This window comes from Acinetobacter sp. ANC 5414 (assembly GCF_013004295.1).
Classification (GTDB): domain Bacteria; phylum Pseudomonadota; class Gammaproteobacteria; order Pseudomonadales; family Moraxellaceae; genus Acinetobacter.
The window spans coordinates 31,838-40,660 of sequence record NZ_JABERM010000008.1 but is presented as its reverse complement, the minus strand read 5'-3'; the positions used below and the strand labels follow the sequence as shown (position 1 = coordinate 40,660).

The following is an 8,823-nucleotide window of genomic DNA, read 5'->3' as shown; positions in this document are numbered from 1 at the left end:
GTGATGTACTGAAAAGGCTGCCGACACATAAAGTGACCCAAATAGAAGAATTACTGCCACACCGTTGGAAACCTGAACCCCGTTAAAACATAGCAATGGGGTTCAGCGGATGCTTACTGTTTAAATAATTTCATACCTTAATTTAAGCTGAATTGGCGTTCACTTAAAGATTGTTCTAAAGTTGCTAAACCGGCTTGAAATCCAATCAATAATTTAACTGTGAAAATGAATGAATCGTATGATGTTCATAAAATGCTGCGCTTTCCGTATTGATAAATATATGAATTTCATTACTTAATTTACCTAATTTATCCAGCAAAATCTCAGAATCACGTATGGCATGCATCTCCCGATTTTTTTGAAATAAATCAGTTAATGTCTGTTTATAGCGATATGGTGCATACAAAATATTTTCATATGGTGTACCTATTTCCAATAAATGACTGAGCACCATTGGAAACTTTCGACCTGAACTATCTTCACTAGTGATCAAGTTAGCCACCAAAAACTGGGGCTCTTGCGGATTAGCAATAAAGAAATCTAATGCAGATAGTTCTGCATACAGGGTATTGAAATCCGCTGACTGCATGGCATATTCAAGTGCTTCAGTAATCCATTGATCTATCAATTTAATTAAAGCAGACTGACCACGGGTTTTCAGGAAATCGCCATGTGCAGGACATTTACCATAATAAAGTGGCAAGGTTTTCATTTCATGCATCAAAACACTCCTGCCCTTTTTATTGTTTTGATGATTAGTCTTTTATCCATCATTGTGTTGCTCCATTAAGATCTGTTAATGGAGACATTGCATTGGCTTTAACTGTCGTTACCGCTGTCGGTGCTGCTTGAGCAGTGACAACACGTATGGATTTATTATTTACTACCTGATCAACCAACTGCATGCCAGCATAGCCTCGGCTTGAACCAATCTGTCCTGAATTACCACTAATCAAACGGAAATTCATTTTCACAGCCAAGTTCGGATTTTGTTGATCTTTCCAAATCATTTCAAAACTACCACTGCGTTGGGTACGCTGTGCACTATCAATTAAGCGGTTAATGCCATATTCACCCGGCTCATCAAAAATCGTATGAATCTGTCCTTCCAAATCTACGGCTGTAATACGCGCACCAGGAATAGATCCTTGATTTGGCCAGACAAAATTTACCCATTGTTGAATGCCATTTTTGTAAACCATTCTTTGTCCATCAATATCAATGGTATAAGAAAGTAGCTGGCTATTTTCCAAGGGATAAAATTGGAAGTTTGATTGATTCGTTGCAGCGGATGCTGACGTTGGACTCAATTCTCCTGTCGCTATTCCATTACTCGGTGCAACATAGCTTTGGAAATTCATGACAAATTGAGGATTCAAGCTCAGCCCTAAATCCTTCCAGGTTTTAGAGGTCAAGGTATAACCACGACGAATCACCAATGGATCAAGATTCTCTTTCACAAAGCGTGCAATGCTGCCATTTTCACCCAAAATTCGGCTAATTTCATGACTGGTTGCTTGTAAGCTCGCAGAAGAATTAAAGGGATATTTTTGACTTAAATTCGCTGTAAAAGGTTGATTGGCTTGCAGCATCCATAACTTATTAAGCTCATCCTGAGCAGGAATCAATAAACTATCAAATGACTGTGTTAAAGGAGTCATCAATAATTTGTGTAAAATCTGTTGATCCAGTTCATTCAGCCCAACCGATATTTTTTCATCAATAATTTTTTGAGTACTATTAAAGACTGAATTTTGATCACTAATGGTTTGCTTGACTAAAGTCATCGCTGAAGGACCAATATCCCCTGCACTTTTTAGATCATTAAACTTGCTACGAACTTGGGCAAGTGATTGCATATACTCATCTAATAACGATTTGTTCTGTTGATCATCACGCTTACGTACCATTTGATAGAACATCTGAAATTCTTTTGAAATCACGCCCTGTGCCTGATTCGAGGTTTGTTGTGCGGCTTTAGCTTCATCATGACTTAAAACTTTAGCTTTAAACCATGCCATAAAACCTGTTTGCGATGCAGCAAGTTCTGCTTGAACGACTGGATTATCCCAGCTAGTTTCTTTCGCAATATGATTGACAATAGAACGAATAGGTGAATTTTCTGGTTCGCCTAATAATTCAATATTTTTTGCTTGTTGTTTGAAATCATTGGTTTTTGCATAATGAATACCATTCAAGAATTTACGCCATTCAGCGATATATTCCTGTTTATACAGTGCAGTTAATTGCTTGCGAACCTGGTCTGGACTTCCACTAAAAGTCAGGTCATCCGATTGTGTACTGTTTAACACCCAATCCTTACTATCTGTTGGCCGATTTGCAGCCTCATCAATGGCTTTTTCCACGTAGTCCGACCATGCTTTATAAGTAAATATGCCAGGTAAGGCATAACTTCCCAGGACTGTATTTTGGCTATTTCCCCCGACTAACTGCTTCATCGTGACTGCTGGATAACGAACTGCCGCACGCATTTTAATTTCATTATAAACACGGTCACGTGCAGGCATGCCGCGAATGACAGACAATAAAACCTGGCGTGTTTGATCAACCAGCAAAGTATCCGATTCAAGAAGAGGAAATTTCTGCTCATTCGTTAGCGTCATGCTATAGGATAAAATTTGCTCTGCTTTCTGAATCATTTCACCACGCGGCACTTGCCCTCGGTTTGAATCTAGCCAGGAGCGCCAGAAGCGTGTCACTTGATCCCTTAAATGACTTGCCTCCATATACTGTGCGTTGCTCATCATCAAATAAGCCTTTAATGCATTATAAGCATCTTGAGGATTGGTTTCAGACGGCTCTAAATATTGTTGATTTTTAACGACCTGTTTTATTTCCACATTGACATGATTGGCTTTTAAGGTCGTTTCATTGCTTTTTACCCGTTGTAAATACTGGGTAATATTTTGCTGTGTCGGCAGTAAAACAATTTGCTTCACCCCTTTTAAATATTCCGCTTTTAACTTGTCACGCAACTCATTGCCTTGATACAAACCAAAGCCAAATTGTATAGGCTGATCTTCCTCAAATTGATCAAGCTGTTGCATACGTTCTTGCAAAATCAACAAAGCATTCAATTGGGTGGATAGTTCTTGTCCAGGTTGTTTTTCAAGTTGCACAACCTTGTCCAGATCAGCCTGAACATCAGCAATCAGCTGTTGATTATTACGATATGACCATACCCATAAACTGAGAATAATCGACACGCCCAATAATGCGGCAATAAATGCAAGATAACGCTGTTTCTTACGTCCCGGATTAATATGCTGTTTAACGAGATTCTTATCTTTCAAAATCACATCCGAAAATAAACCTTTCAGGAAGTAACCATGATTTTGGGCAATCGAATGGGTCGGTATGCCATTTTCACTCTCTGGGCTTTTAGATAAATTAAAATCCTGTGCGAGCTGTTCGGTCATTGGACTTTCAATCCTCCCTTCTTGCAAGGCACTGGTGAAATAAAAGCCCCGGAAGACCGGTTTAAACTGATAGGGATTTTCTTCAAATAAAGTGCCAATAAAGGTTTTTAGGATCGGTTTGAGGCTCTTAAACTCCAAAGGAAATGTCATTACACTCGGTGAGATATTTTGCGAATGATGTCGACTGAGATGTGTAGTACTTAGTCCCTTTAAACCGTCATATAAAACAGAATAGTGTTGCTCAAAAAGCTCAACGGCATTATTTGCAGAATTCGGATCATACTTTAAGGTTGCACCCCAAACTTGATCAAATTCATTAACTTCATAACATTCAAAAAAATCAGTAAATCCTGCAATCAAATCCATTTTGGAAAACACCAAATAGACCGGTGTAAAAATCTCTAAACGTTCGGTTAAGTCTTGAATCCGTGCCCTTAAATTTTTCGCCAGTTTGATTGATTTTTCCGGACTTTGGCTCACTAGCTCCGCAATACTGACAATCACGATCAAACCATTAATCGGTGCTTTAGAACGGCTTTTCTTTAATAAACTCAAAAAACCTAACCATTCTGAATGATCTTCAGTATAAACCGAATAACGCCCAGCCGTATCAAGTAACACCCCTTCGGTCGAGAAAAACCAATCGCAGTTTCGTGTCCCACTTAAGCTTGAAGAAACCATTTTTTGATGTGATGCTTCAAAGGGGAATTTCAGCCCTGAATGATAAATAGCCGAACTTTTACCTGCAGCAGGATTACCAATCACCATATACCAAGGCAACTCATATAAAGCTGCATTGCCCTTCTTATCTCCCAGCTTTGATTTACGAATCAACTGAATCGATTCCTTCATTTGCTGATTGATCAGCTGTAATTCATCTTTATCTTTCTGCTTGCCATATTTAGCCTGAGTATCGTGTTGAATGGCTTTAGCAAGGAATTCTCCTTGTTGAGCATGACGATATCTTTGAATCAGCCAATATATGCCATAGCCGATGAGTGCCAAAACATAGGTTGTGACTAACGCCCAAAAAATATTTCGGGGAATGATGTTATATGAAGAAACCAATGCCACTAAAAATGATAGTGCAATGATGGCTTTAGGATGGGTTACATACTGCCAGACATAACCTAAAATGGTATAAAACATGCGATTCTCGTTATTCTTTTAATTTCTATTAATATTTAAATGACTTGTTCTTCGAACTGATTTGATTCAGCAACCGTTTGAAAAAAACCATGGGTGAAAGCTTGATCCGTACTGTATATCATTGCTGTCAGTTCCTCTGGCAGATGCATGCCCAGCATAAATCCAAAAATTTTTTCGAGTGGTTGTGTATGACCAAAATTTTTTTTTATATATAAAAAATGATGTATTTCTATTAAAGTCTGGGCAAATATCTGGTTGTTTTTCTTAATCACTTTGATATCAGTTGCATCATCTAAAACCAGTACAAAAGGCTGTTGCTGCTGGATCTGTTCCGTGTAATTAGGCATAGTTTCATTTAGACAATTCACTAAATCATGGACATTGAGTGCAACTTTAAGTGTCTTGATGGCTTCGACATAGTTAATCTCCACATTTTGAGCGGCTACGCACCAGCTGGATGCAAATTCTGCAGCCAAATAATCATTCGACAACCCCATTTTTTCATCCAGCAATTCTTGATCAATTTCAGAATCTACATTGATCACTAATGACACTTCATGTAATTGGGTTGATATTTGACCTAATAAATCCAGCCAATTTTTATAGGAACTTTGCTGATTTATAAAATGATATTCAATGTGTATTTGCTGCGAAATAATACCTAAAGACTGCATAAAATTGAGCAGCATTTCATTGCTTGAATTCTCATCCCAAACATTCAATAAATTGTCTGATAATAAAATATGAATATTCAATCGATTTAGACGCGGTACTTGTTCAATCTGAACTTCCTGTTCATGTTGTGCTTGACCATCTGGGTCGATCCATGCAGGATGCATACGATATTGGTATGCCAATTCACTATCATAAAAAAATGCAGACTGTTTTAAGTGTTCAGCCACTTGCGATAGAATGTCACTTTTCTGCTCTAACTGGTGTTGAATTAAGGCTTTGATTCGTTGCAAACGCCCCTGCTTCTCTTCTATATCGTCATCATCGTCCTGTTGTTCCAAGAGATTATCCAAGTCGGTAATTCTGTACGACAACATAGGTAAGCCATAACCATTGGTTAGGTACTGATCCAATTCAGGACTTTTAAAGTTTTTTAATGCATTAATAATACTTTCATTTTCACCGAATGCACTGAATACCGTTGATGAGAAGATATTTAAATTCAGCCATTTAATATCTTCAACTTTTTCATTCGTTTCTGGTATTTCTTTATTCGCTTGTTCTAATAAAGCTGTTTCTCGTTGCTGTTTACGCTTTTTATATGCATGGCAAGCTTGATAAATTAAATAAGGTGAAAGCAGGATTAAAGATAAAACTAAAGGTAAAACAATAAAATATGACAATAAATCCATACTAGAGGGAGCATATTGAACATCACGCCAATAATAAATAATCGCTATGCTGACCATTAGAAAAATACTGGTAAACGTTCCCAGAATGACTTTAATCATTGCATATCCCCCAATAATGCATAACAGGTTTCTGCATTATGTTCAGCAAGTTTAGGCATTAAAAAAGCCCCCTGTGCCAAGCCAAGCTGTGAGCTGGAATTTAGGCAAAGAGACTGTATGTCTTCTTTTTTTAGAATTAAACGTAAATCCACCATTAAGGTTGGACTACACCAAGTCGACAGAATTTTTTTTAGTTTTTCACTCATTTTTTGCTTGGGTAAAAAATTGAGATAATCGGTTCTAGACAATGGACCAATTTGAATTTCTATTTTTCCGTCGATTTGTCGAATACTTTCACCACAGAAAGTATTGATACCTAATAAACTTGTGCTTAAACCGTCTAGACTTGTTTTTTGCGTATCTTCTAATTTGAATTTTTCTTTAATAAACTCTTTTATTTGAAAATCAGCTTTAAAAATACAATTTAGCATTGTCCTTAAAGCATAAGCTGTATTATTTTGCCCCTGCATTAAACCTGAAAATTCAGCGAAATAATCATCCAATTCAGATTGCTCTTGTTGCGAACTGACATAACCATTTAACGCATGCAGAATATCAAGATAATCATTTTCTTGTTCAATTTCATAACGTACCGGCAAATGATAGGTTAAGCTTGCATCTACATATTGTGCGGTGAGCTTATGATTGAACAATCCTAGAAAGTTAATGGTTTCTACTTTTTGCTGCCGGGTACTATGTTTAATTTTATGACTATAGGTATAAGGTAAAGCTCCTTGCATACCGGTTAAACCGACAATCAGATTGGTAAAATGAATATGTTCATTGTCCAGCTTTAATGTTTCAATTTCAGAAACAGGAAAGTTAAGATTTAAAGAACTGTGAAATTTAAAGTCATTCGCCCAATACTGAGTTTTGAATGAATCAGGCACATGCCGTAACAAACGTGTCGCCTGAATAAACTCATAAGCTGTAGGTGTGGTCATCAGATCATCAATTACAGAAGCTTCTTGCCACCAACGTTCTGCACGCATTGGTATAACTCCTGTTGGTTATTTGAATCACTGACAATGACATCTACATAACTATTCATCTGAACTTTTAAATTAAAAACATGACTTAAAAGCTGAGTAAATATATATAGGCTATGCCCTCTAAAAACTTGTGCATCAATGGCTAAATTGACTTTAATGCCCCGCACAAATAATGGAAAAGGTTTGGCCTCAACCAGCTTTTGGGTCAAAGAAAAATGGATATTTTTAATCGAATCGATAATGAGATGATTTTCTTTTAGTTTAGATAAATTATAGAGTTCTAAAAGTCCTTTAATATGACTGACAGCATCGTCTTTCATTAATGACAAGGTATTCAAAGACAAATGCGAGATAATGCGCCATTGTTCTTTCTTATTTTGCTCAAAATAATAGGGCTTGCTGGGTCGCTTTAATACCAGTGCGCGCCGTGCCAAATTACTATCATTCAAAGTCAGGACATTATTGGCCTGACTTAAAGCCTCATATGGTAAATCTCGATTGCAACACAATAACCTGGTACTGATAAAATCAGACTTTATGTTATGTGGCGATAAGTGTTTTGAAATAATAGAGTAGCCTGTTTCAACAGATTTATTTTGTAATTGCGTTGGACTGACACTATAGAAAAATTGAACGTCATCCTGATGATAATGGCTCATGGCGAAAAATGGAAAAATAGGAAAAGAGCTCTGATCTTGATTACTTTTTTCCCGAATCATATTCATCTCAAGGATTGAATAAACTTGATAAAATTCGGGATGATGAGCATCTGTCACCAAGGGATATTCCAATTGTTTATGATTGATTTTCTGGGGTTCTGCTTGCTTATTAAATAAATTAACCACTGGCGCTGAAAACAACTTAAAGTTAGCGACATTTAATTCAGCATAATTTCGAATACAAGCTTGATCGTTCAGATTTAATTTTAAATGAATCATCACTTCAAATTTGTTTTGATCGCCTAGTAAATGCTTTAAGAAATTTAAATTCAGATTTAGATAATTAAATTTTTCAGGAAAGCAAAAATATTCCATTAACAAACGATAGGCATGATGAGTATGCTGATCGATAGGTAATAAACTTTCTGTCTCATCAAAACCCACCATTTCAAATGGATTGGTGATTTCAATAAAATCATTCCCCATTTTTAATGAAAATCCAGTACTTTTACTGAAGACATTATCTAAAACCTGTAATGGGAAATTGGAAATTGCATCCAAATAAATCGGTAATTTTTCATGAATTAACTGTTTAGTACTTTGATTGAAAATTTCAAAACCTAAACTCAAGGTCGCATTTTGATTTAAATGCATATGCGCACTTGGATTAGTCTTAAAGTTTAAATGATTCAATGAAATAGGCAGTAATCTAACTGGTCTCGTCGTCGTAAATTCACACTGTACCCCTTTAAAACTACGCGACTTTAACGCTGTTGATTTAGGAATCTCATGAACTTCAGTCAGTTGTTTAATCTTGCTGATATCCTCAAAACTCACCACTGAACATGCAGGGAAAGGTTTAAGGTATTGAGGAAACATCACCTCGAATAATGAACGGGTAAAAATGTCATAACTGTCCGCCAGCTTTTTATCAATACGCGCAGCAACCAAGGAAAAAGCCTGAATCAAACGCTCAATATGCGGATCATCAATTTGTTCCTGATTGAGCGACAAGCGCTGAGCAATTTTTGGATATTTTTGTGCAAATTCACGCGATTGTTGCCCAAATTCTTGTAATTGCTTTTCATAATACGGTAACAGTTCTTCAATCACAGAAAAC

At 36.7% G+C, this 8,823-nt stretch carries 4 protein-coding genes and 1 pseudogene; all 5 read right to left on the bottom strand.

Annotated elements, in window-relative coordinates; translation table 11 throughout:
* Nucleotides 1-214: 214 nt before the first annotated feature.
* Nucleotides 215-721 (bottom strand): annotated as a pseudogene (gene tagF, locus HLH18_RS04835) (type VI secretion system-associated protein TagF); the annotation flags it as partial.
* A 49-nt stretch (nucleotides 722-770) separates the two neighbouring features.
* Nucleotides 771-4,589, bottom strand: coding sequence for a type VI secretion system membrane subunit TssM (gene tssM, locus HLH18_RS04830; RefSeq protein WP_171545964.1), 3,819 nt, complete (start codon nucleotides 4,587-4,589; stop codon nucleotides 771-773).
* A 35-nt stretch (nucleotides 4,590-4,624) separates the two neighbouring features.
* The gene (locus HLH18_RS04825) at nucleotides 4,625-6,052 is read right to left on the bottom strand and encodes a hypothetical protein (protein WP_171545963.1); all 1,428 of its coding nucleotides are present in this window, start codon (nucleotides 6,050-6,052) and stop codon (nucleotides 4,625-4,627) included.
* Nucleotides 6,049-7,044, bottom strand: a complete 996-nt coding sequence (gene tssG, locus HLH18_RS04820) for a type VI secretion system baseplate subunit TssG (protein WP_171545962.1) — start codon at nucleotides 7,042-7,044, stop codon at nucleotides 6,049-6,051. The genes HLH18_RS04825 and tssG overlap by 4 nt, the downstream gene beginning before the upstream one ends.
* A complete protein-coding gene (gene tssF, locus HLH18_RS04815) occupies nucleotides 7,008-8,816 on the bottom strand; it encodes a type VI secretion system baseplate subunit TssF (protein ID WP_171545961.1) in 1,809 nt (602 codons plus the stop codon). Before tssF ends, tssG begins: the two co-directional genes overlap by 37 nt.
* Nucleotides 8,817-8,823 lie beyond the last annotated feature (7 nt).